Genomic DNA, 19,629 nt, shown 5'->3' on the forward strand with positions numbered 1-19,629 from the left:
CATTATATCTTAACAGCTTTTTAAAATCAATTAATAATCCAGTATTGCCACTATTCTTTTGCGAATTTTTTTACTGTTATTTTTTTAAATGTTTTTTTACGTGGCGAATTTGAAAACTTTATTTTACATCTGCATGACGTTGTGGTATAATCAATACGGTAAATTATTGTATTATTGTATAAAATTTGCTGTAGTACGACTGAATTAGCACCAAACAGGCTTTGGATTTATCCCGCCTGTTTTTTATTGCCAGAAGTTTTATTTTTTATTACTTTACAGGTCTATTTTCACTTGTATTTACACTGTTTTATGCTATAATAATAACCGTTTATAATTTTGAAATTATTGTTAATCAAGGGAAGGTAACCATGGGAAAATATTACGAAAAAAAGACACTCATTGAGCAATTACAAAAGAGAGCCGTTGAATTAGGACGTGTACCCACTCCTGAAGATATGATTGATCCCCCGGCAAAAGCTTATCTTGGCTTTTTCAAGAAATGGGAAAAGGCAGTCAAAGCTTCCGGCATCAGTGCTTCTGCCCTTACTCCAACGTCAGTCAAGGAGAAAGCTCCTGCCGTCCCCGAAATTTCCGAATCTGCTGAAGCAGTCGCCAATGATCCTGAACCCGCCGAAGAAGCTGCTTCCCAGGGACGCCGCCGTTACTCTAAGAGCATTATCACACAGATGCTGCTGGATGAGTTTAAACGCCTCGGTAAAAAACCAACCCGTAAGGAAATAGACGCAAACAAAAATCTTCCAACAGTTTCGACCTGTCTTAATTATTTCGGCACAACCCGAATCGGTGATGTGTGGGATGAAATCTTAAAAGATCTCTAAAAAAGATGGTGCGCCCTTTTGGCACACCATCTTTTTTTAGATAAATTCAAAATCCTTCTGACCAAATTCCTGGATCTCGTATTTTGTGGATTTTACGTTTCTTTCCTGTTCAGCCTCCTCTTGGTTTTCCCAGGGAAGGACATCACCCGGCTCCTTCAGGTATTCTAAAAGTTGCCAGATTCCTTCTCCCGTATAAGAACTCACCGGAAAGATCGGGTCAGCGCCAGTCAGTTTAAGCCATTCGATGGCCTGTTCCGTATTGGCGCAGGGATGGTCGATCTGCGTAACAATCCCAATCACCGGCCTGTTTGCCACAGGTGCGACGTTGGGCGGATATAAGGAATAGGGCTCGGTCGCGTTAATCAAAAGAGCTACCACGTCCGCCTCATAGGAATAGAGGGCCAGTGCCCGCGCCAGTGTATTTGTTTCGGCGTATTCGCCCGGTGTATCAATAATTACATCGAAGTGATTGACATATTGCGTTTTTTCATATTGAATGGTATCGCCCTTCAGCGCCTGGCGCAGCGTGGTTTTTCCGCATTCACTCCTGCCAACCAAAATCATCTTTTTCATAAAGTCGCCTTCATTCTATGTTGTTGTAATTTCGCAGATGGTAAAGCCTAATGTTCCCTGAAGGTAGCTCAGAATTGCATTGACCGCTGATTTAACATCGGAAATACGGCCTGTAAAGATTAAGGTGCCGCTGAAACGGTCAATAAAACCCATGTCAATCGGGGCGGTCTTGATGGCCATATCCCCTGCGATAACAGCAATTTCCGCTGGTGTCATGCTTAAAATACCAATGGCTGCCTTATTATAATCCACACTTGGGTTTAAACCCAGCTTCTGGTAAACGATCGGGTCTGGACCCGCGATAATATGTGCCAGTGTAACCTGTTTTCCCGGTACGGTTTCCTGTATGATACGAAGTTTGCCTTCGTTTGATCCCAGTATATTGTTCACATCCATTGAAGTCCCTCCTAAAAATCCCCATAACTTTTCATTCTTTATTATTGTATTACTATGTATTGTAACATTTAATCTTTAAGCAAAACATGGAAATACTTGTTTGATAAAGCTATTTTTTGTATTTTAACCCAAAAAACACCCCTGATCAGGAGTGTTTTAAAGACTTATTCGCCACTGTTTAAGTGCTCGCCGCCAAATTTTTTTCTGAGGACAATGATGCCGCCAAACCCTACGATCACGAGCGCCAGACTAATCAGCTGGGCTACACGCATGTTCATAAACATCAGGCTGTCCGTCCGCAGGCCTTCAATAAAGAAGCGTCCTACAGAATACAGTGCGAGGTACAAAAACAGCAGCTCGCCGTTGACTTTTTTGAATTTCTTTTCATAAAAGAACAAGAATCCAAAAACGAGCAAATCCCAGATGGACTCATATAAAAAGGTGGGATGAACACGAATCATCCCCAGAATCGGGTCGTTCACCGTAATGGCCCAGGGCAGATCGGTGATGGTGCCATGAGCTTCCTGGTTAAGATAATTGCCCCAGCGCCCAATGGCCTGCCCCAGCGGCAATGCAGGGATCACCGTGTCCGCCAGAGAAAAGAAATTGATCTTCTTTACCCGGCACAGAATAATCCCGACGATCACTCCGGCGATAATACCGCCGTGTATGGCCAGTCCGCCGGAGCGCGTCATAATAATCTCATTAAGGTGTTTTGAATAGTAGCCCCATTCAAAAATAACATAATAAAGCCGCGCGCCCACGATAATGGATGGAACCAGGAACAGAAAAAAATCCATGATGTCATCGCTCTTGATGCCGTATTTTGAACTGCGCTTAACTGCAATTACCATCCCGATTACCAGGGCTGCGGCAATGAGGATTCCGTACCATTTCACCTCAATATTGAAAATCGTAAACGCTGTAGGGTTCGGTGTTGGCATGGCATTCCTCCAATAATTTTAATTTATTCTTTTTCTGGCAGATCGCCAACCATCGGAAGTGGACTTCCGTCATCACAGATGGTCAGATAATCAATTGTAGCGGTTTCCTTATCGACGATACAGGCCAGCTGTCCATTGCGCGCGCCGGCTGCGTTGCCTTCTTCGATATCAATGTGCATTTCCATTTTGTGTTTATCCCCAACACGAACCAGCACATTATTGAAAACAAGGCCGCGAGGACCCTTCAGACGAACCGAAACAATATCGCCGTCCTTCAGATTGTAGTTAGCACCTTCTTCGGTGGATAAGTGGATATGTCTTTCAGCGACGATCATCCCCTTTTCCTTAACTACTTTACCCTTTGGTCCGATAATGGTAAAGCCCGGTGTACCTTCCAGGTCCCCGGATAAGCGGATCGGAACCTGATGGATTCCTAATTTAACACCATCTGCGATGTTTAATTCCAGCTGTGTCTCTGGACGAACCGGACCTAAAACACGAACCCCTGCCAGTGTGTTCTTTGGTCCTACAATATCGACCTTTTCAACCGCTGCAAACTGTCCAGGCTGAACCAGAAATTTTTTCGGTGTCAGCTCATAGCCTTCACCGAATAAAGCTTCTAAATCCTCCTGGGACAAATGAATGTGTTTGTTTGATAATCCCAATGGTACTCTGCGTTCCATAAATACTAATCTCCTTTTCATTAACCATTAATTTTTAAGTTTCTCTACCTTGCTTTATTCTACCTAAAAATTATTCACTTGTTAATGCACTATTTTGTTCATTTTGCGCATTTCGCATTTTAAAGACTGCTACTATTTTGTCTTTTTTAGTTTTTTGGTCATTTCCAGCATTTCAGCGGCATGATCGAGCGTCGTTTGAGTCACCTCTGCGCCGCTGAGCATCCGGGCCAGTTCATTCTGGCGCTCCTGTTCTCCAAGTGGTCCAAAATTCACTTCAACGCCGTCATCGTCTGATTTTTTCTCAACCAAAAAATGCTTATCCGCCATCGAGGCAATCTGCGGCAGATGAGTAATGCAGATAATCTGGTGGGTCTTGCTGAGCTCAAAAACCTTCTCCGCCACTGCCTGGGCAGTCCTTCCGCTGATGCCTGTGTCAATCTCGTCAAAAATCATAGTCTGAATCCGGTCTCGGTCGCCAAAAATGCTTTTGATACCGAGCATTATACGGGATATCTCCCCTCCCGAGGCAATTTTGCGCAGCGGCTTGGGAGGCACTCCAGGATTAACTGAGATTAAAAATTCAACCTGGTCCTGTCCTTTAGGCGAGATCAGCTTCTTTTCCTGACTGATCTGTACCTGTACCACCGTTTTTTCCATAGCCAGATCCTTCAGCTCACGTTCAAGGGCTTCCTTAAATACCTGTCCGGCTTTTTTGCGCATTTCATGAAGCGCAGTGGTCCGGCTTTCATAGTCCCTCAGAATTTTTTTATACTGCTTCTGGAATTTTTCGATCTGCTCATCGCGGTTCATAAGGCCAGAAAGCCGTTCTTCCAAAATCGTACCATAATCCAGTATCTCTTTGATCGAGCTTCCATACTTTCGCTTGAGCCCGGTGATCACGCCAAGACGCTTTTCCACTTCATCCAGATTATTCATGTCAAAGTCAATACCGTCAATATAGCTGCGGATTTCAAAGGACAGATTCTCAAGCTCCTGGTAAGCCGATTCCACCACAGCCTCATAGGCCTTAAAGCCGCTGTCAATCTCCGAAATGTCCCGTATGCGGTCACCCAGCTCGGTCAACAATGCCAAGAGGGCGGTCTGGTAGGCGTTTTCGTCACCATTTAAAACCTGGTAGGCTTCATTGGCGCTTCTGAAAAGCTGTTCACTGTTGACAAGAATCTTTTTATCACTCTCCAGGCTTTCTTCTTCACCGTCGATCAGCTTTGCGGCCCGAATTTCCTTGAGCTCATACAAGAACATTTCCTTCTGGCGTTCCATTTCCCGCTCATCCTTTTCAAGACCGCGGATTTTCTGACTGAGCTCCTTAAGCCTCGCAGCATCTTCCGCCACAGTGCCCAGCAGCTCCCTGGCTGGATCACCGCCAAAATCATCCAAAAGATGACGGTGGTTCTCCCGTTGAAACAGTGACTGATGCTCATGCTGTCCGTGGATATCAATCAGGTTGTCACCGATGGCCCGGAGCTGTGTTACGGTGATGATCATCCCGTCTGCCCGGCACACATTCTTCCCCTTTGTGTCAATTTCACGGGTCAAAATGAGACGCCCATCCTCTGGCTCAATACCAAATTCGGCCAGCTTGGCGGCAACTGCCTGGTTTCCGTCAATATCAAACAGCCCCTGTACCACCATTTTATCCGCACCGTGTCGGATATTGGACTTATTGCCCCTCTGCCCCAGCAGTAGCGTAAGCGCGTCGATGACAATGGATTTACCGGCACCGGTTTCCCCAGTGATCACATTGAGCCCCGGATCCAGGTCGATATTCAAGGCCTCGATCAGAGCGTAATTTTTAATGACGATATTTAACAGCATAAAAACCTCTCCTGTGCTTTAATCTGTCGGCTATTTTACCCGATGCCGTCAGGGCTTCATCAATTTTTTAAAGCGGCTTACGATTTCATTGACATCATTTTGCTCCCGGACGGCGACAAAAATGGTATCGTCTCCGGCCACAGTGCCGACCACCTCACTCCACTCCATGGAATCAATGGCCAGAGCGGCCGCCTGGGCCATAGCAGGCAACGTATGAAGCACTACTAAAAAGGTTGCTGTATCAACCGTCAAAACGGATTCCCTGAAAACTGCCACGACCCGCTCATCGTATATGGTTCCCATATCTTTTAAGGAGGAATAGTACTGGCGTCCGTCCTGCCCCATGACCTTAATAAGCTTAAGCTCCTTAATATCCCTCGAAATCGTAGCCTGAGTCACCTTGTAGCCACTCTGTTTTAAGTGCTCGGCCAACTCTTCCTGGGTTTCAATCTGATTATTTTCAATGATTTCAATGATTTTAGTCTGTCTTGCTACTTTCACGGCGTCTACCTCCTGTCTTTATTGCTGATATTGCTAAGCACATCGTCAGAAAGCTTTTTCCTCAGACGATCGTAGAAATTCACATTGTTGAGCCGGACTAAATTGGCCGTATAGGGTGCTTTTTTCACTATAACCTCATCCCTCGCGCCAATGGGGATAATATTCTGCCCGTCAAAGCTTACAATAATATCCCGCTCACGCTCATCAAAACGAATGGTGATATCTTCCTCTGCGGCAATCACATAAGCACGGTCGTGAAGCCGGTGCGGACAGATAGGATTGACGATCATGACGTCTGTTCCAGGCGCCACCACCGGTCCGCCAGCCGCCAGCGAATAGGCGGTCGAACCGGTCGGGCTTGCAATGATCATCCCGTCTGCTCTGAAAAAGTCGATCATGTTCTCGCCCTCTTTCCCGGCGTATGCTTTAATATCCATCATTCTAAAGCCGGTATTTTTCACAAGAACGTCGTTGAGCGCCAGAAAGGTCTCGCACTTGCCGTTTGGCCGATGTATAGAAGAGGACAGCATCATCCGCTTTTCAAGGAAGAACTCGCCATCGCACAGAGCCTCTAACAGGTGCTCATAGTTGGAAGCCTCTCCTTCTGTCAAAAAGCCCAGCTTTCCAAGGTTAATGCCGAAAAGGGGCATGTCGTAAATGCAGGATGCCCTGGCAACAGACAGCAGTGTTCCGTCTCCGCCCAATACCACGATGCAGTCCGGCTTCTTGTAAAATTCATCCTTGGAATAGATGCTCACCCCAGGATCTCCATCCGGCTCCATCTGATGATTGAGCAGAGCGACCTGTATTCCACGCCTTCTTAGGTAGCGGATACACTTAGCAGCCATTTCCACACTATCGCTTTTATCACAATTGAGATAGATGCCAACTTCATTCATCATTGCTTTCCCCATCTTTCTTGCTATAGGCGCTGTGGGCTGTATTGACTACCTGCTCAATCAATTGTTCACGGTTTTCAAGCCCGGCAGTCTCAGATTCTGTCAATTTCTCGACAAAGCAGAGAAATTCAATATTCCCCTTAGGCCCCTGTATAGGTGAATAATCTAACCCCAAAACCTTAAAATGCTTTTCCATAATCTGTGTAAGTGTCCTGTCCAGTACCTCCTGATGGATCTTTTTATCCCGGACAACACCCTTCTTACCCACCTTATCGCGCCCTGCTTCAAACTGGGGCTTAATAAGCCAGATACCCTTTCCACCATCCTTTAAAAACAAGCGGATCGCGTCCAGAAGCTTTGTGATTGAAATAAAGGAGACATCCATAACCGTTCCGTCCACACTATCCGGGATCGCGCCTTTTTCCAGATTTCTAAAATTCGTGCGTTCCATGGACACTACGCGTTCATTTCCTCGGAGACGCCAGTCAAGCTGGCCATATCCTACATCCACCGAGTATACTTTTGCGGCGCCATTTTGCAGCAGACAGTCTGTAAAGCCCCCGGTCGATGCACCGATATCAAGGAAAATACCATCCTGTACCGGAAACGGAAAAACCGAAAGTCCTTTTTCCAGCTTGAGTCCTCCCCGGCTCACATAAGGGATGGGATTGCCCTTGATCTCGATAACGGATGGGTCTAAGTCCACCGCCAGCTGATCCCCTGCTTTATCCTTGACTTGGCCGCCCACCATAACCAGCCCGGCCATAATGGCTTTTTTAGCTTTTTCCCGAGAATCAAAAAAGCCGTGATCAACGAGATATTTATCAAATCGTTCTTTTTTCATACATTCTACTTTCTATTTATAAAATGATACCGGTCTGCCGGCATAATAAGTCCATCAAAACCGGGCTGTTATTCACAGCCCTTGAATAAAATCTTAACGGTTGCCACAGGCACTGAAAAGCCGTGGATAATCGAGGTACTGTTCTTCATTGCCAGGTCCTTGCCAAGAGCCTTGCCGCCAACCGTCAGGCAGGCAATGCACCCGCTCATTACCAGACTCAAAACAACCGCGTTAAAGAGCGGATAAAAGCGCAGAAGCTGTGTGGCAATGCTGACGCCCGTAGCGCCACTGACAATGCCGCAGATATCCCCGATAACATCATTACAGACATTTGACACCCGCGGAGCATTTCTGACCAAAGAGACCGCTGTCTTAGCACCCTTTAGCTTTTTGGCGGCCATGGCATTAAAAGGCTCAATATTAACCGCTGTCACGGCCACACCCACAATATCCGCCAGTATCCCAAAAGCAATAATGGCAAATAAAATAAGGAAAGAAATCAGAAGACCCGTATGGGCTAAAAGCGTATCTGAAATATAAGTGACCAGCATGGTCGAAAAGAAGGTTCCAATGGAAACTCCGATCACCCAATGGCGGTGCTTGCGCTCTTTTAATTCCTTTTTAGACAAATTTTTCTTGTTTGTTTTCATCAATTCTCCAGTTTTAAACTAAAAAGAAAGGAATTATGCGACGCATAATTCCTTCACATTCTTTCATGGGGTGGTAGCATAATGAGTAAACTTTGCGACATAGGTTCAGTAGGATTTCCCAAAACATGACTAAGACGTCGCCGTCAAAGCGGTTTCCCTTTACATGTAGTCTGCAGCGTCACCGGATGCAGGACTGAATTACCACTAAGTGTGCACTATAATCCCCACTATACCTCTTGCGAGCAGTCTAGGAGTTTTCCTCGACAACACCCATTGATCCTTAGCCTCTTTTGCAGATTAGGTTTCGAACGCAATATTTTATACTCTCCGGGCCCTGGAAATTATAAAACTGTCAGCCCATCCACCTAAGCCACTCAAGGCAGGCTACACTGTTTCAGTACTCCATTCCACTACAGAATGAAACACATTCACAGGTTTTCCCTATCATTAGACAGGTCTCCACGGAAGCAGGGTCAGAAGCCCACATGCCATTGCAGGTTGCCCCATCTTCCTTAACCCCCGGTGAACACCCCCAACTGGGCGTCAAAAGCATTCACAAGGGACTTCATCGATATGCCCTTCGACGGATTTTTAGGCCCGCCCTGGTGATCAACAGTGCCGACTAGAATACTGCACCACCTGTATAAGATTATATCACCTTCCTTTCTTTACGACAAGCGAAAAACTGTATAAATATGTAAAGATTAAACAATATTTAAGCTGCTTTTCCCAAAATGCGTGAATATTGGGTGTATATGCGCCAGAGCATCCTCTAAAATCATATTTCGCTCTCCCCATTTTTTATCGTCAAACTTTTGTAATACAGGTATTTCGTTTTTCTTAAAGCCCCTGTGGTAAAATGTAATAATCAAAGCACAAAAAGGTTGTTAAACAATGAAAAGACTTATCGACGGCGCCGGAACCATCGGTCTGGTATACAGCTGGCTTTTATCCAGCCTGCAACAAGTCGATGTCTTGTTCCGCTCTCAACGTATCAGAGAAGCTCAAAAAAGGCTATGATCTCATGCTTATCGATAAATGTGAAAAACTGGAAATACTGAAGCGTTTCCACTACATCCCCAAATCGTTACCGGGCTCAAAGACAATTATGACCTGATCTTTGTTACTGTCAACCGCTTCCAGCTACCAGCCATTATTCCAGAATTAAAAGATAAAAAAGGAGACGTTCTCTTAATTTTTATGCAGAACCACTGGGTCATTGAGTCAGAGCTCCAACCCTTTTTTGCACCAGCGGAATATCTGTTGGCTTTTCCATCACAGGTGAGCGGGGAGGAAGCTCCGATTCGTCGGTTGAGACTATTGTCTTTTCTGAAGACACCCTGTTGGGTGAAAGCAGCGGCCAGATAATCGACCGCTTAATTGTTTTAAAGGCAGCTTTTGGCTGCAGCTCCCTGCGCATCAGGCTTCAGGCGGATATAACTGACTGGATCCGGGTCCACTATCTCCAACATTATGTCAATGCAGGCGCTATCTTAGAGGTCGGCACCTATGACCGTTTTGCCCATTCACCAAAGAGGATAGCCCGGATGTTAAAGCTTACAGAAAAAGGGTTCAGATATGTGCTTCTCTTGGGCTGATCTTAAAAATATCTTTTCTGCGCCATTATTTAAACTTCCTCTTCCCATCATCTCCCTGGCCATGCAGAAAATGTTTAAAAATCCGAACACTCAAAACATGATTAAAAACCATATGCTTCAAGGCCTGTCTGAATGGATTGACGGTTATTACGAAGTTCTGAAAACAGGCACAGAGTGCGGTGTCCACATGCCACCTGGTCCTCATACGTGACAGCTGTCGGCCAATATCAACATCAAAAAGAGCAGCCGCATTAAAAGCGGCTGCTCTTTTTATGGCTTTGTTTTCCAAAGCAAAGGCGCTTCCTTCATAAGACACGAGGCTACAATGCCCAGAATACCTGCTGCCACACAGATCAGGAAAACATGATCTACCGACATCGCAATGACTTCTTTAGCCTGCCCCAGCAGCGTATTAAAACCATCGACAAGGATTGCCGGTATACCTGTGCGAATCTGGTCGACCGCATCTGCGTTAATAATAACCTGAGGATTTTTCAGGAGCGCCGTGACTGTATCCGGAAGGCTGCCCACATCCAGATTTGACATTCCCTTTGTCAGTCCTTCGTTCATGACTGCCCCGCACATCGAAGATCCCACTGTCCCGCCAATATTTCTAAAAAACAGCACTGACGAAGTCACCGTTCCTATCTGGGGCGGAGGGCAGGCATTTTGAGCGTTGACATTCGCGATGGGCATGCTCATGCCAATGCCAAAACCCAGGATCGACATATACGTAACTATCAACACGTAAGGCGTGCCTGCCCCAATGTGCGAAAGCAGAAACGCACCAAGCAAAAGAATGACAAAAGATACAACTGACAATCTTGGCGCTTTTCCGTATTTCGAAATCATTCTGCCAGTAAAATTACTGGCAATCAACAGAGCCAGCATCATGGGAATGGTCGTAATGCCCGATGCCGTTGCTGAAATTCCCATAACGCCCTGGGCATAATAGGGCAGATAAACGATGGCGGCAAGCATAACAAACTGAGCTAAAAAGGCGGTCGCAAAAGAAAAGCTGATGGCCCTGTTAGTCAAAAATGACAGCGGTATAATGGGGTTCATAGCCCTTTTCTCATGAAATCCAAATCCGATCAGTACCAGTACCGAGAACAAAAGTGCCAGATTCATGTGAAGAGAAAACCAGCCAATTTCCTTACCTGCCAGACTCAAAACCAACAGCAGAGGAATCACACCCATAGCTAACAGAAAAATTCCCAAAACATCCAAGCTTTTACGGTTGTTTTTAATTCCTGGAAGCGCTATGCCAATCAGTACAGCGGCTGCAATACCAATGGGCAAATTCATATAAAAAATCCACCGCCAGCCTAAATGATCTGAAAAGAACCCTCCAGCCAGAGGTCCTATGACGCTGGCCAGTCCATACATTGATGAAACGATCCCCATATATTTCCCTCTTTTTTGTGGTGGAAATACATCCGCAATCACAGTAAATACACTCGCTGCAATTAAACCTCCACCAATCCCCTGGAGACCTCTGAACGCAATGAGTTGAAAAATATTCTGAGATATTCCGCAAAGCATTGAAAACAGGCTAAAAGCAATGATTCCACTCATAAAAAGTGGCTTATGACCATAAATATCCGCAATACCGCCACAGATTAATGTCGCCATTGTTGAGCAAAGCATGTAGGCTGTAAAAGGCCATGCATAATAAGCCATACCGCCTAAATCCTCGATAATAGGCTTCATCGCAGTACTGACAACTGTCGAGTCAAGGGCTGCCAGCAAAAGGCTGACCATTACACCGATCAAAATCAATGTAGTTGATGTATTATCTGTTTTTTTCATTAAAATAAATCCTTCTTTCATCTACTTGATACTAGTATCAACGATACTATTAAACTTAAAATAAAACCGCATTAGAGGCGGAATAATCTCTTTTATACTACTATCGAATATACTATAAAGTTAAAAACAAACGGATAAACGGTAATGCCAGTCATCCGTAATAATTCTCTTTAAATTCTTTAATCCAATCACAAAACAGCAGGTACATTCTACGGTTCAAATCAATGACCGAAGTTCCCTGATATACCAAAGGTCCCTTTGCCACTGTTTCAAGCCGATGCGCTTTGTCAAAAAAAGTCTGATATAATTGATCAAGCATTGCTTTTCCAGTCGCATCATCAAGCTTTTCAATATTCGCAATAAATGCCGTAAAAGGCAGATAGACCGTTTCGGGCTTATCAATACATTTCTCCATCAAATCGAAAAAGCAGGCCTTTCCTTTTTCGTTTATGGTGTAGATGGTTTTTTGCGGCATTTCCCCTTCTTTAACCACCTCTCCATCAATATATCCCCGTTCGCAGAGTGTCACAAGATTTCGATAAATAGAGGGGGTGCTGATCTTAGTCCACCGTTTGATATAGCGGCTGTCCATAACTTTTTGCATTTCATAAGCGTTCATGGGCTGTTCCATTAAAACACCCAGAATTAATAAATTTACTGTCGACATCACTTCTCCTTCGACAACTAGTATAATCGAGACTAGTATCAGTATAGACCATCTTTTAGAAAAAGTCAATCCCAAATTCAGAGCATAGTCTTTTACAAACATACTTAAATAGCTTCACCAATTTCATACAATGTGATATAATAAGACCATATAATATAATTGGAGGTGTAACAAATGCGAATTTGTCCACATTGTCAATATGAAATGAGCGAAAGCTTTGACATTAAAATTGACAGCTCAGGTAATGGCTTAAAAGTTACAAAAGAGGGTACATTTGGCGAAACGATCGGAATGCCAAAGGCTGCGGTCTGCCCAAAATGTGGCGAAGTCTCAATTTATTTAGATGAATCTGACCTGGCCGGCATTGCACCTCAGAAAATAGAATATTGACCTAAAATAAAAGCAAACAGAGGCCTTTGCCAAAGGGTCCCTGTTTGCTTTTATTATCATGCTGCTTAATTTATTGTTCGCGTTGGTGGCTCAAAAGGAAAAGCAGAATTATCTCTTCTGCGCAGTGGACTATCTCCTCAGGGCACTGAGCCATTGCATCCAGCAAACCCGTCGTTTTACCAGAATTTTCTGGTCCATATAAAATAGCATCTGCCGACATTTTGAGTACCTGAGAAAAACGGTTCAGACTCTTAAGTGAAAATCCTTTTGTTCCCAACTCTATATCTGTCAAAAATGTAGTGGAAACTCCTATTTTCTGCGCCAGCTCTTCACGGCTCATTTTTAGAAGTATCCGCTGTTTTCGGATTCTCAAACCAATGGCTTTGTGGTCAAGTTCCTTCATTGCCTGTGCTCCTTTCTTTCCTTAGAAGCTGTATCATCGGGATCCGAGGTCGCCTTTAGCTCTGTTACCACCGAAAGAATTTCCTTTTGAAATTCAGGTGTGGCCTGACTCAAATGCTCGAGAATTTCCTCAACAACCGCATTTTCTTTACTCACTGGAATCTCCTCCATTCATCAGGTCTAAGTATATGTATTTTATATTCTTTTTCGTCTATTAAATTCATTTTATATTAATTCACTCTGAATGTCAACTAAGTATTTAAAACACTGGTAACAGAGGAGTTTATATCCCTAATTCACTGATTGACAGCGGGTCTCAAGTATGGTAAATTAAAAAACAAATACTATAAAAGGGGGTTGACTATTGAGTATCGGAGAACGGTTGAAAGAAGCGCGCAAAGCAAAAGGATTTTCTCAGGATAAACTGGCTGAAGCAATAGGCACCTCACGTACGGTTATTACAGATATCGAACGCGACAAAACAGAGCATCCGCGAGTCTCTTATGTCGATACAATCTGTAAAACACTGGAAATCAGCAAAGAGTGGTTGCTCCGCGAGGAGGGCCCGATGGCCTATCCGCTCCCCGAGTGGAATGCCAATGAGATTTTAACACAGATTCATGAAATTCTGGTTGATCTCCGCCCAGAGGAACAAATCTATGTGCTGGATATGATAAAAACCTATGAAAAGCACCGGATTGCCCTTGATAAAGAATCTTAAATGCTGACCTCTCCCCAAAAGGGGAGTTTTTTATTTTCTCACTGCTGAATAAAGTAAATGGGGCATATCCATTTCATAATAGTGCTTGAGTATTTCTCCCTTCAACGTCATTCCGTTACGTTTTGCTACGGCCTGTGAGGCGGTGTTCGTATCCCGTATAATGGAAAAGACCTCCTCAGCTTCTAAAACCTCAAAGGCATACTGTTTACAGGCAGTGGCTGCTTCGGTTGCATAACCTTCATGCCAGAAATCCTTTTTAAGCAGATAGCCAATCTCTAAAACACAGTTTTCGCCCACACACTGCCGGGTCAGGCCACACTGCCCGATCATTTCTCCGGTTTCTTTGAGCAGCACGGCCCATAAACCAAAACCATCTTCACGGTAGCGTCTTTTTTGATTCTCCAGCCACTGTCTTGTTTCTTCATCCTCAAAAGCATGTTCATAGGCCGTCATAACAACAGGGTCCTGAAGCATCTCACAGAGGTCTGCAAAGTCATCGTCATTCATTTCTCTGAGTGATAATCGTTCTGTTTCTAAAATCATGTTCATTCCATCTCCTCGTTCAATAAAACCATGTGAATGTGGTCCTCCCATACACCGTTAATTTTTAAATATTTTGAGGATAAGCCTTCATTCCTGAAATGAAGTTTTTCGGCTACCCGCAGAGACGCTCTGTTTCTGGGAATAATATTGGCTTCAATTCGGTGAAGTCCCAGCGGTCCAAAGGCTGTTTCAATCCCTTTCCTCAGGGCTTCTGTCATAAGCCCTCTTCCCTGCCTTTTTTCATCCAACCGGTAACCGAGAAAGCATGAGCAAAATGGTCCCATAACGATATTGTTAAAAGAAATGTTACCAATAACCACGTTTTCATTTTCAGGCATCAGCCAATACCTTAAACTCTGCCCCTGAAAAAAATTTTTTTCATCCTGTTCCAAAACTTTTTTCTGGTAAGCTTCTGTATAAAACTCTGAGTCATGCGCCGCATCCCAGGCTTTCAGAAAATCGGCGTTTCGTATAAAATACTCGGCTACCATTCCAGAGAGTACTGTCTCTGAACGTCTCAGGACCAGCCGATCCGTAAAAAGTATTTTCTCAATCATTCACCGTCCTCCAATCTCGTAATCAGGGTCTTTAATATTAACACCTTTTTCGGAAAAAGAAAAGCCTTTTTACGTTTTACACTTCGGTTAAATTTTATATCCTGTGGTATAATCATTAAAAGACTTAAGGAGGAAACAGAATGCCAAACGCAAATAAAATGTATCCCCGAAAGGGTGATATAAACAGTATTTATCTCAAAAACGCCATAACAGACCCCGCAATTAAAGTCGGGGACTTTACCGTTTATAACGACTTTGTCAATGATCCCCGCAATTTTGAAAAGAATAATGTTCTCTACCACTATCCCATCAATCATGACCGCTTAATTATCGGAAAATACGGATCCATCGCCTGTGGCGCAAAATTTATTATGAACGGCGCCAATCACGCGATGGACTCGTTATCCACCTTTGTTTTCCCTCTCTTTTCCGATGATTGGGACATGCCACTTCAAATTCAGGATAGCTGGGAAAACAAAGGCGACACCATTGTCGGAAGTGATGTATGGATCGGCTATGAGGCCATCATTCTTCCCGGCGTCCATATCGGACATGGCGCCATCGTAGGTTCCAGAGCCGTTGTCGCAAAGGATGTAGAGCCCTTCACCATTGTCGGCGGTGTTGCAGCTAAACCGTTAAAAAAACGCTTTGATGAAAAGACAATTGATAAACTGCTTAAAATAAGCTGGTGGGACTGGCCTGCCGAGAAAGTTCAGAGATACCTGACAGACATTACATCTGGAAATATTGACGCCCTTATGAAGAATGCTTAAATTATAACGATTAGCTTGACAATAAAAAAATGTGATGGTATCATCTTTACATACCAACCGAATGTATCTAAAAAGGAAGTAGCTATGGCTAGAAACAAACATCCCGAGGTAACAATTAACCGTATTCTGGACACCTCCTGGGAATTATTTATGGAAAAAGGCTATGAAGCCACAACGATTCAAGATATCGTCAATGCGCTCGGCGACCTGAGCAAGGGCGCAATTTACCACCATTTTAAAAGCAAGGAAGAAATTCTCGATGCTGTGACTGACCGTTTTTACAAGGAGCAGGGTCTTTCGGATGTAATGACGCAGAACCCGACAAATAAAACTGGTTTGGAACGCCTGCAGCAGTGTATGATTATATCGCTGGAAAGCCCCTTTAACCACGCGGTTTATCACATGGTTCCCGACCTGTTAAAAAACGCGCGGATGCTGGTCATGCAGGTTAAAACCTCAATGGAGGACACCGCCCCCGCCATTCAAGTCCTAATTGAGCAGGGGGTCGCAGACGGCTCGATTCATACCCAATATCCGAAAGAGCTGGCAGAAACCCTAATTCTGCTGTCGAATCTCTGGATTACGCCTGCGCTGTTTACCAAAACGCGGGAAGAGTTTTATGAAAAAATTAAGTTTCTTGATACCCTTCTTTCTTCTCAGGGATTAAACCTTATCAATGAGGCTGTTAAAAAAGCCATCGACGTCTTTGCCGACGCCGTTTACTCTGAAGAGTAAATTCAAGCATCACCACATACCCAGTGCTTAGTTAATACATTGGGGATGTGGTATTAATACTGCTCCTTAAAGGAGCAGCATTTTTTAGCTTTTTACATACCATCGGTCGGTATTAAATTTTTTTTGGAGGTTTTTACCATGAATACCAACTCAAAACTTTTCAACCGGGATTTTACCCTGGTCGTTCTCGGGCAGATTATCTCACTGTTCGGGAATGCGCTTTTACGTTTTGCCCTGCCGCTTTATTTGCTTAATCTTACAGGCTCTTCGGCTGTTTTTGGCTCGATCATGGCCATATCAATGATTCCGATGGCCCTGCTGTCCCCTATCGGCGGTATTATTGCAGACCGTGTGAATCGCCGGAACATCATGGTCATTTTGGATTTTATCACCTCAGGAATTGTCATTATTTTCGGCCTTATTTTTGTCCCTGATCATGCAGTGGTTTTGATTGGCGTTATGATGGTATTGCTTTCCATTATTCAGTCCTTTTACAGCCCTTCGGTCCAGTCCAGCATTCCCATGCTTTCTTCACCCGAAAACCTGATGAAATCCAACGCTGTTGTCAACCAGGTACAGTCTCTCTCCTCGCTTTTAGGACCTGTTTTCGGTGGTATGCTCTATGGTTTTTTTGGTCTTACCCCCATTATCTTTATTGGCGGCATCAGCTTCTTCCTTTCTGCAGTCATGGAAATTTTTATTCACATGCCCTATAAAAAGCGGCCAGCCGAGAGCTCTGTTTTTTCCATTGTCAAAGGCGATATGCGGGACAGCCTTAGCTTTATTCTGCATCAACAGCCCGTTATTTTTAAAGCCCTGCTTGTCGTCTGTGCCTTTAACCTTTTTATCACCTCTATGTTCATTATCGGGATGCCTACAGTCATCACCATCAATCTTGGCCTTTCCAGCCAGCTTTACGGTATCGCTCAAGGGATCATGATGGCCGGAGCGCTTCTCGGCGGCGTTCTTGTCAGCCTGCTTTCAAACAAGCTCACCCAGGATAAAGCACACCTCATTCTGGCTGGTTCTGCTCTCTGTGTTCTTCCAATGGGCCTCGTGCTTCTGCTCGGATTGCCGTCAATGATCAGCTACGCGGTCATCACCTTCTTTGGAATGTCGCTCATGGCACTGGCCTCTATTTTTACCGTTATGATGATGTCTTATGTGCAGATCATTACACCGGAAAGCCTAATTGGAAAGGTGATGTCTTTTATCATGGCAATTTCAGTATGTTCACAGCCCATCGGGCAGGCACTGTATGGTTTTCTATTTAAAATATCCGACAGTGCTCCCTGGACAGTCATTTTTGGCACTGGTCTTATTGCCATTGTCATCACTCTGGCTTCACGCAAAATTTTTCAAAGCATTGAACTCCTTCCAGCAGAGGAAAATTAAAAAAAAGAGATGGTGTGGCAAAAACGGCACATCATCTCTTTTACTCTATGTTAATCTAAACAAGCGCTCCCTTAAGCACAATGACTGCTGTGCCGCCAACCCGGATGCGCGGCTTTTCCTCTTTCTCATCAAAAATTGTTTTAATCATTGAAGGCTTTCCCATAGCCTCCCCCTGAATAAAACAATTGATCTCACCGGGCTTTATAAGGCCATGCCGCCTGAGATACCAAGTCAGCGCGCCATTGGAGGTGCCTGTGGCGGATTCCTCATCAATCCCGCAGGCTGGCGCAAAATTACGGCAGCGGGCCGTGACTTCCAGCGCCTCCTCCAGACAAAAAAGATGTATCCCTGTCACATCATAAGCAGCAGACAATCGAGAAGCCTCCTGAGCATTTAATACCGCTTTTTCCAAAGCCATTTGGCTTTTTACCGGCAGCATAATATCGCTGAGGCCTGTGTTTATAATCTGAGGCACCAACGTTTCGGGTACGTCAGATTTGTCAAGCGACAGGGAAGCGTAAAGGGCCGCGCTTTCTTTCCGCTCAAAAATTTTAATCGTTCTTGGCGCGGCCATTTCCATCCAGATATCTTTACCGGACACTTCGATCTCAAGGGAACCGGCCATTGTCTCAGCCCTGTAGCTTCCAACTTTTATGACGCTTTCCTCACGCAAAACCGTAAAGGCCGCAATGGTCGCGTGCCCGCAGAGCTCAACCTCCTGCGCTGGTGTGAAATACCTCAATTTAAAGGCTTCTCTCTCCAGTTTCTTTACAAAAGCGGTTTCAGAATAGCGCAGCTCTGCGGCCAGCAAACGCATAAAATCAGGATTGGGGAAATCCTCTCCATTTTCGAGAAGAACAACGCCTGCCTGATTCCCGCAAAACCGCTTTTCTGTGAATGAATCAACTATATATATTTTCATTTTTCAACTCCTTACCATCCCCCATAAAGCATTATCAGAAACTCCCGGAAAGGCGCCCACATTCCTATAAATTCCTGCCTGATGGCTAATATCATCATCTCACTGTCAATGACAGTGCCGCTACCACTGATATGCCGCTCAATAATTCGCACGCCTCTGGCGATGTCGCCACAGGCAATATGCCCTCTTGCATAACCGCCCACTGCTATATGGGAAGCGATGGCACATCCGCCGCTGGCAAACATCCCTACCGCCAGTCCACCGAGCGCAAAGACTCCTAAAGCAACGCCGCCGATTGCGATTCCCCCTGCAGCCATGCCGCCACAGGCGAGCATAAGCCCCAGAGCTAACCCTCCGAGCGCCAGCAGACCAAAACTCAACGCCCCAAAAGAAAAAAGTCCCACTGAAATCAAGCCAATGGAGATAAGTCCTGTCGCAATGTTTCCAACTGCGATAATGCCCTTTGCCTTGAAATGCGTCTTGAAACGTCCGCCGCGCCATCCAACATTTATGTGAACCAGAGGAATACCGCCAATATGATGCCGGCTTTTATATTCATAATGCCGGCTGCAGGGAACTTCCACAATTTTTATCGTCTCCTCTTTCTCAGAAGCCTGCGGCGCCTCGCCTTTTATGAGCTCATCTAAAGAAACCTCAAAAATTTCACTCAGAAAAACAAGATTATTGATATCCGGATTGGATAGTCCCGATTCCCATTTAGAAACGGCCTGTCTGGAAACGCCCATACGCTCTGCGAGCGTTTCCTGTGAAAACCCTTTTTGTTTTCTAAGCTGAAACAGTCTTTCTTGAAATGTCATTCTTTCCACCTCCGTTTCCTATTTTAGCAAAGGCATGGTTTATCAGGCTACCAACCCTTTTTTACATTTTGTCAACCAACGGTTGCATTCTTTATTTTCAGCCTGTTTCCAGACATTTTATCATTTAACGC

General features: G+C 44.6%; 24 protein-coding genes. 7 read left to right on the forward strand and 17 right to left on the reverse strand.

Translation table 11 applies throughout. The features are described from left to right. Window positions 1-221 precede the first annotated feature (221 nt). On the forward strand, window positions 222-839 hold the full coding sequence (locus tag BUC22_RS19890; protein ID WP_013381238.1) for a homing endonuclease associated repeat-containing protein: 618 nt from the start codon (window positions 222-224) through the stop codon (window positions 837-839). Window positions 840-875: 36 nt separating this feature from the next. Here the strand turns inward: BUC22_RS19890 and BUC22_RS19895 are convergent, their stop codons facing one another. From BUC22_RS19895 to BUC22_RS19935, 9 genes are all read right to left on the reverse strand, one after another. After that, window positions 876-1,412, reverse strand: coding sequence for a EutP/PduV family microcompartment system protein (locus BUC22_RS19895; RefSeq protein ID WP_013381239.1), 537 nt, complete (start codon window positions 1,410-1,412; stop codon window positions 876-878). Window positions 1,413-1,427: 15 nt separating this feature from the next. Beyond that, window positions 1,428-1,808, reverse strand: a complete 381-nt coding sequence (locus BUC22_RS19900; protein ID WP_013381240.1) for a BMC domain-containing protein — start codon at window positions 1,806-1,808, stop codon at window positions 1,428-1,430. A gap of 164 nt (window positions 1,809-1,972) precedes the next feature. Beyond that, window positions 1,973-2,752 (reverse strand): prolipoprotein diacylglyceryl transferase, encoded by a 780-nt coding sequence (gene lgt / locus BUC22_RS19905; RefSeq protein ID WP_013381241.1) that lies wholly within the window; start codon window positions 2,750-2,752, stop codon window positions 1,973-1,975. Window positions 2,753-2,775: 23 nt separating this feature from the next. Next, complete coding sequence (gene pduL / locus BUC22_RS19910; RefSeq protein ID WP_013381242.1) at window positions 2,776-3,435, reverse strand: phosphate propanoyltransferase; 660 nt, start codon at window positions 3,433-3,435, stop codon at window positions 2,776-2,778. Window positions 3,436-3,567: 132 nt separating this feature from the next. Then, on the reverse strand, window positions 3,568-5,271 hold the full coding sequence (gene recN, locus BUC22_RS19915; protein ID WP_013381243.1) for a DNA repair protein RecN: 1,704 nt from the start codon (window positions 5,269-5,271) through the stop codon (window positions 3,568-3,570). Window positions 5,272-5,319: 48 nt separating this feature from the next. Further along, entirely contained in the window at window positions 5,320-5,772 is a 453-nt protein-coding gene (locus BUC22_RS19920) for an arginine repressor (protein WP_013381244.1), read from the reverse strand. Between the two features lie 5 nt (window positions 5,773-5,777). Continuing rightward, on the reverse strand, window positions 5,778-6,674 hold the full coding sequence (locus BUC22_RS19925; RefSeq protein ID WP_013381245.1) for an NAD(+)/NADH kinase: 897 nt from the start codon (window positions 6,672-6,674) through the stop codon (window positions 5,778-5,780). Further along, window positions 6,664-7,515, reverse strand: a complete 852-nt coding sequence (locus BUC22_RS19930; protein WP_013381246.1) for a TlyA family RNA methyltransferase — start codon at window positions 7,513-7,515, stop codon at window positions 6,664-6,666. The genes BUC22_RS19925 and BUC22_RS19930 overlap by 11 nt, the downstream gene beginning before the upstream one ends. A gap of 68 nt (window positions 7,516-7,583) precedes the next feature. Next, a complete protein-coding gene (locus tag BUC22_RS19935; RefSeq protein ID WP_013381247.1) occupies window positions 7,584-8,165 on the reverse strand; it encodes a hypothetical protein in 582 nt (193 codons plus the stop codon). A gap of 1,343 nt (window positions 8,166-9,508) precedes the next feature. Between BUC22_RS19935 and BUC22_RS19940 the strand changes: the two genes are divergently transcribed. Continuing rightward, window positions 9,509-9,763: a hypothetical protein gene (locus BUC22_RS19940; protein WP_013381251.1), complete on the forward strand. Its 255-nt coding sequence runs from the start codon at window positions 9,509-9,511 to the stop codon at window positions 9,761-9,763. A 270-nt stretch (window positions 9,764-10,033) separates the two neighbouring features. Here BUC22_RS19940 and BUC22_RS19950 read toward each other — a convergent pair whose 3' ends face one another. Further along, window positions 10,034-11,575, reverse strand: coding sequence for an MDR family MFS transporter (locus BUC22_RS19950; protein ID WP_041689897.1), 1,542 nt, complete (start codon window positions 11,573-11,575; stop codon window positions 10,034-10,036). 151 nt (window positions 11,576-11,726) lie between these two features. Next, window positions 11,727-12,242: a PadR family transcriptional regulator gene (locus BUC22_RS19955; protein ID WP_013381255.1), complete on the reverse strand. Its 516-nt coding sequence runs from the start codon at window positions 12,240-12,242 to the stop codon at window positions 11,727-11,729. Window positions 12,243-12,416: 174 nt separating this feature from the next. Between BUC22_RS19955 and BUC22_RS19960 the strand changes: the two genes are divergently transcribed. Beyond that, window positions 12,417-12,632 carry a hypothetical protein gene (locus BUC22_RS19960; RefSeq protein ID WP_013381256.1) on the forward strand — a complete coding sequence of 72 codons (216 nt, stop codon included), beginning with the start codon at window positions 12,417-12,419 and terminating at the stop codon, window positions 12,630-12,632. Window positions 12,633-12,702: 70 nt separating this feature from the next. Here BUC22_RS19960 and BUC22_RS19965 read toward each other — a convergent pair whose 3' ends face one another. Both BUC22_RS19965 and BUC22_RS21990 read right to left on the reverse strand, forming a co-directional pair. Then, window positions 12,703-13,035 carry a helix-turn-helix domain-containing protein gene (locus BUC22_RS19965; protein WP_013381257.1) on the reverse strand — a complete coding sequence of 111 codons (333 nt, stop codon included), beginning with the start codon at window positions 13,033-13,035 and terminating at the stop codon, window positions 12,703-12,705. Beyond that, window positions 13,032-13,190 carry a hypothetical protein gene (locus BUC22_RS21990; protein WP_013381258.1) on the reverse strand — a complete coding sequence of 53 codons (159 nt, stop codon included), beginning with the start codon at window positions 13,188-13,190 and terminating at the stop codon, window positions 13,032-13,034. Before BUC22_RS21990 ends, BUC22_RS19965 begins: the two co-directional genes overlap by 4 nt. A gap of 208 nt (window positions 13,191-13,398) precedes the next feature. Between BUC22_RS21990 and BUC22_RS19970 the strand changes: the two genes are divergently transcribed. Beyond that, on the forward strand, window positions 13,399-13,755 hold the full coding sequence (locus BUC22_RS19970; RefSeq protein ID WP_013381259.1) for a helix-turn-helix domain-containing protein: 357 nt from the start codon (window positions 13,399-13,401) through the stop codon (window positions 13,753-13,755). 30 nt (window positions 13,756-13,785) lie between these two features. On the opposite strand, the gene BUC22_RS19975 is transcribed toward BUC22_RS19970, so the two are convergent. Continuing rightward, the gene (locus BUC22_RS19975) at window positions 13,786-14,298 is read right to left on the reverse strand and encodes a GNAT family N-acetyltransferase (protein ID WP_200805556.1); all 513 of its coding nucleotides are present in this window, start codon (window positions 14,296-14,298) and stop codon (window positions 13,786-13,788) included. A 2-nt stretch (window positions 14,299-14,300) separates the two neighbouring features. Beyond that, complete coding sequence (locus tag BUC22_RS19980; RefSeq protein ID WP_013381261.1) at window positions 14,301-14,855, reverse strand: GNAT family N-acetyltransferase; 555 nt, start codon at window positions 14,853-14,855, stop codon at window positions 14,301-14,303. A 140-nt stretch (window positions 14,856-14,995) separates the two neighbouring features. On the opposite strand from BUC22_RS19980, the gene BUC22_RS19985 reads away from it, so the two are divergent. The 3 genes from BUC22_RS19985 (at window position 14,996) to BUC22_RS19995 (ending at window position 17,758) form a co-directional block, all read left to right on the forward strand. Then, window positions 14,996-15,628 (forward strand): CatB-related O-acetyltransferase, encoded by a 633-nt coding sequence (locus BUC22_RS19985; RefSeq protein ID WP_013381263.1) that lies wholly within the window; start codon window positions 14,996-14,998, stop codon window positions 15,626-15,628. A gap of 84 nt (window positions 15,629-15,712) precedes the next feature. Further along, the gene (locus BUC22_RS19990; protein WP_013381264.1) at window positions 15,713-16,363 is read left to right on the forward strand and encodes a TetR/AcrR family transcriptional regulator; all 651 of its coding nucleotides are present in this window, start codon (window positions 15,713-15,715) and stop codon (window positions 16,361-16,363) included. Between the two features lie 138 nt (window positions 16,364-16,501). Then, the gene (locus BUC22_RS19995; RefSeq protein ID WP_013381265.1) at window positions 16,502-17,758 is read left to right on the forward strand and encodes an MFS transporter; all 1,257 of its coding nucleotides are present in this window, start codon (window positions 16,502-16,504) and stop codon (window positions 17,756-17,758) included. Between the two features lie 55 nt (window positions 17,759-17,813). Here the strand turns inward: BUC22_RS19995 and BUC22_RS20000 are convergent, their stop codons facing one another. Next, window positions 17,814-18,680, reverse strand: a complete 867-nt coding sequence (locus BUC22_RS20000; RefSeq protein WP_073383568.1) for a PhzF family phenazine biosynthesis protein — start codon at window positions 18,678-18,680, stop codon at window positions 17,814-17,816. Window positions 18,681-18,691: 11 nt separating this feature from the next. Beyond that, window positions 18,692-19,498 carry a helix-turn-helix domain-containing protein gene (locus BUC22_RS20005; RefSeq protein ID WP_013381267.1) on the reverse strand — a complete coding sequence of 269 codons (807 nt, stop codon included), beginning with the start codon at window positions 19,496-19,498 and terminating at the stop codon, window positions 18,692-18,694. Window positions 19,499-19,629 lie beyond the last annotated feature (131 nt).

Source organism: Eubacterium callanderi (assembly GCF_900142645.1).
GTDB classification, from domain to species: Bacteria; Bacillota; Clostridia; order Eubacteriales; family Eubacteriaceae; genus Eubacterium; species Eubacterium callanderi.

What these genes read in the sequence shown, in the direction of transcription:
- BUC22_RS19975 (WP_200805556.1), bottom strand. Translation starts at nt 14,298, where the DNA reads ATGATTTTAGAAACAGAACGATTATCACTCAGAGAAATGAATGACGAT.
- BUC22_RS19965 (WP_013381257.1), bottom strand. Translation starts at nt 13,035, where the DNA reads ATGAAGGAACTTGACCACAAAGCCATTGGTTTGAGAATCCGAAAACAG.
- BUC22_RS19955 (WP_013381255.1), bottom strand. Translation starts at nt 12,242, where the DNA reads ATGTCGACAGTAAATTTATTAATTCTGGGTGTTTTAATGGAACAGCCC.
- BUC22_RS19895 (WP_013381239.1), bottom strand. Translation starts at nt 1,412, where the DNA reads ATGAAAAAGATGATTTTGGTTGGCAGGAGTGAATGCGGAAAAACCACG.
- pduL (WP_013381242.1), bottom strand. Translation starts at nt 3,435, where the DNA reads ATGGAACGCAGAGTACCATTGGGATTATCAAACAAACACATTCATTTG.
- BUC22_RS19925 (WP_013381245.1), bottom strand. Translation starts at nt 6,674, where the DNA reads ATGATGAATGAAGTTGGCATCTATCTCAATTGTGATAAAAGCGATAGT.
- BUC22_RS19995 (WP_013381265.1), top strand. Translation starts at nt 16,502, where the DNA reads ATGAATACCAACTCAAAACTTTTCAACCGGGATTTTACCCTGGTCGTT.
- BUC22_RS19900 (WP_013381240.1), bottom strand. Translation starts at nt 1,808, where the DNA reads ATGGATGTGAACAATATACTGGGATCAAACGAAGGCAAACTTCGTATC.
- recN (WP_013381243.1), bottom strand. Translation starts at nt 5,271, where the DNA reads ATGCTGTTAAATATCGTCATTAAAAATTACGCTCTGATCGAGGCCTTG.
- BUC22_RS19930 (WP_013381246.1), bottom strand. Translation starts at nt 7,515, where the DNA reads ATGAAAAAAGAACGATTTGATAAATATCTCGTTGATCACGGCTTTTTT.
- BUC22_RS19960 (WP_013381256.1), top strand. Translation starts at nt 12,417, where the DNA reads ATGCGAATTTGTCCACATTGTCAATATGAAATGAGCGAAAGCTTTGAC.
- BUC22_RS19950 (WP_041689897.1), bottom strand. Translation starts at nt 11,575, where the DNA reads ATGAAAAAAACAGATAATACATCAACTACATTGATTTTGATCGGTGTA.
- BUC22_RS19935 (WP_013381247.1), bottom strand. Translation starts at nt 8,165, where the DNA reads ATGAAAACAAACAAGAAAAATTTGTCTAAAAAGGAATTAAAAGAGCGC.
- BUC22_RS19985 (WP_013381263.1), top strand. Translation starts at nt 14,996, where the DNA reads ATGCCAAACGCAAATAAAATGTATCCCCGAAAGGGTGATATAAACAGT.
- BUC22_RS20005 (WP_013381267.1), bottom strand. Translation starts at nt 19,498, where the DNA reads ATGACATTTCAAGAAAGACTGTTTCAGCTTAGAAAACAAAAAGGGTTT.
- BUC22_RS20000 (WP_073383568.1), bottom strand. Translation starts at nt 18,680, where the DNA reads ATGAAAATATATATAGTTGATTCATTCACAGAAAAGCGGTTTTGCGGG.
- BUC22_RS19990 (WP_013381264.1), top strand. Translation starts at nt 15,713, where the DNA reads ATGGCTAGAAACAAACATCCCGAGGTAACAATTAACCGTATTCTGGAC.
- BUC22_RS19980 (WP_013381261.1), bottom strand. Translation starts at nt 14,855, where the DNA reads ATGATTGAGAAAATACTTTTTACGGATCGGCTGGTCCTGAGACGTTCA.
- lgt (WP_013381241.1), bottom strand. Translation starts at nt 2,752, where the DNA reads ATGCCAACACCGAACCCTACAGCGTTTACGATTTTCAATATTGAGGTG.